This is a genomic window from Streptomyces phaeochromogenes (assembly GCF_001418655.1).
GTDB classification, from domain to species: Bacteria; Actinomycetota; Actinomycetes; order Streptomycetales; family Streptomycetaceae; genus Streptomyces; species Streptomyces phaeochromogenes.
This window is the reverse complement of record NZ_LIQZ01000647.1, coordinates 1-1,624: the sequence shown is the minus strand read 5'-3', so window position 1 is coordinate 1,624 and position 1,624 is coordinate 1. Positions and strand designations below refer to the sequence as shown.

The window sequence follows — 1,624 nt, the reverse complement described above, 5'->3', positions numbered from 1 at the left end:
CGGCCTCCGCGCAGGCGGCGACCAGGTCCTCGCCGTACGTGAGGTAGGGCCCGACGGTCGTGGCCACCACGCGCGCGTGCTCCGCGAGTTCCCGCACGGACGCCGGATCGGCGACATCGGCCCGCAGCAGCGGCAGCTCCGCGCAGGCAGGGTCGATCGCTGCCAGGCGCTCCCGCAGCCGTTCCAGTTTCGCGGTGTCCCGCGCAGCGATCGCCCACCGCAGCCCCTTTGGAGCGTGCGCGGCGAGATACTCCGCCGTGAGAACTCCGACGAACCCCGTGGCCCCGAAGAGCACGATGTCGTACGCGCGCTCCGTCCTGTCCTGCCTGCTCATGGCACCTCTCAGCCGTCCAGCCCGCGCCGTTGTCGGTGGCTGAGGCTAGCGTGAGGTACGAGGAGCCGAACCAGGACCCCGTCCGAGGGGCCGAAAAGGACCGGAGGCAGCCGTGGCCCCGACGAAGACCGCCCTGAAGAAGTGGGAGAAAGTACGAGAGTTCGCCCTCGGACTGCCGGGCGCGGCCGAGGAGTTCCCCTGGGGCGAGAGCGTCGCGAAGGTCAACAAGAAGGTGTTCGTGTTCCTCGGTGTCGCCGACGGCAGCTATCCGCTGGGCGTCACCGTGAAGCTCAAGGACGAGGTGGCGCACGCCCACGCGCTGTCCTCACCGGGCGCGGAGCCCGCCGGATACGGCCTGGGCAAGGCGGGCTGGGTGAGGGTCCCGCTGGAGGAGAAGGGCGCCCCGGCCGCGGAGCTGCTGTGCGACTGGGTCGAGGAGAGCTATCGCACCATCGCCCCAAAGAGGTTCATAGCGGAGCTGGACGCGCGCTGAAGCTCCTGGTTGGCTTCCAGAATCTACTAAGCGCTTGCTCGCCGGGGCTTGTGCGGAGTGGAACGCGTTCTTAACATCACTGATGTTACATCAGGTGTGTCACAGTGCTGGGGGCTTGATGGCAGCGGCAGGAACGGCAGGGCACGGCCCGCTCGCCGGTGTGCGCGTGGTCGAGCTGGCGGGCATCGGGCCCGGCCCGTTCGCCGCCATGCTCCTGGCCGACCTGGGCGCGGACGTCGTGCGCGTGGACCGGCCGAGCGGCGGGGGACTCGCGATCAAGCCGGCCTACGACATCACCAACCGCAACAAGCGCTCGGTGATCGTCGACCTGAAGGCACCCGACGGCGCGGACCGCGTCCTCGACCTGGTCGACCGCGCCGACATCCTCGTCGAGGGCTACCGCCCAGGTGTAGCCGAGCGCCTCGGCGTCGGCCCCGAGGCCTGCCACGCCCGCAATCCGAAGCTCGTCTACGGACGGATGACCGGCTGGGGCCAGGAGGGCCCGCTCGCCCCGCGCGCGGGCCACGACATCGCGTACATCGCGCTGACCGGCACCCTCGGCATGATCGGCGCTCCGGGCGAGCCCCCGGCTGTCCCCGCGAACCTCGTCGGGGACTATGCGGGCGGCTCGCTCTACCTCGTCGTCGGCGTCCTCGCCGCTCTCCACCACGCGCGCGCGACCGGCGCGGGCCAGGTCGTGGACGCGGCGATCGTGGACGGCACGGCCCACCTCGCCTCGATGATCCACGGCATGATGGCCGCCGGTGGCTGGCAGGACCGGCGGCCATCATGCCGTG

Annotated in this window: 3 protein-coding genes; 2 read left to right on the top strand and 1 reads right to left on the bottom strand. The window is 71.0% G+C overall.

Annotation, left to right across the window (positions count from 1 at the left end):
* Positions 1-334, bottom strand: a 334-nt coding sequence (locus tag AOK17_RS47135) for a saccharopine dehydrogenase NADP-binding domain-containing protein (RefSeq protein ID WP_206190959.1), incomplete at its 3' end; no start/stop codon positions are given.
* 112 nt (positions 335-446) lie between these two features.
* Here AOK17_RS47135 and AOK17_RS47130 point away from each other — a divergent pair.
* Both AOK17_RS47130 and AOK17_RS47125 read left to right on the top strand, forming a co-directional pair.
* A complete protein-coding gene (locus AOK17_RS47130; RefSeq protein ID WP_055618769.1) occupies positions 447-827 on the top strand; it encodes an MmcQ/YjbR family DNA-binding protein in 381 nt (126 codons plus the stop codon).
* A gap of 118 nt (positions 828-945) precedes the next feature.
* A partial coding sequence (locus AOK17_RS47125) for a CaiB/BaiF CoA transferase family protein (protein WP_169802021.1) occupies positions 946-1,624 on the top strand: 679 nt, incomplete at its 3' end.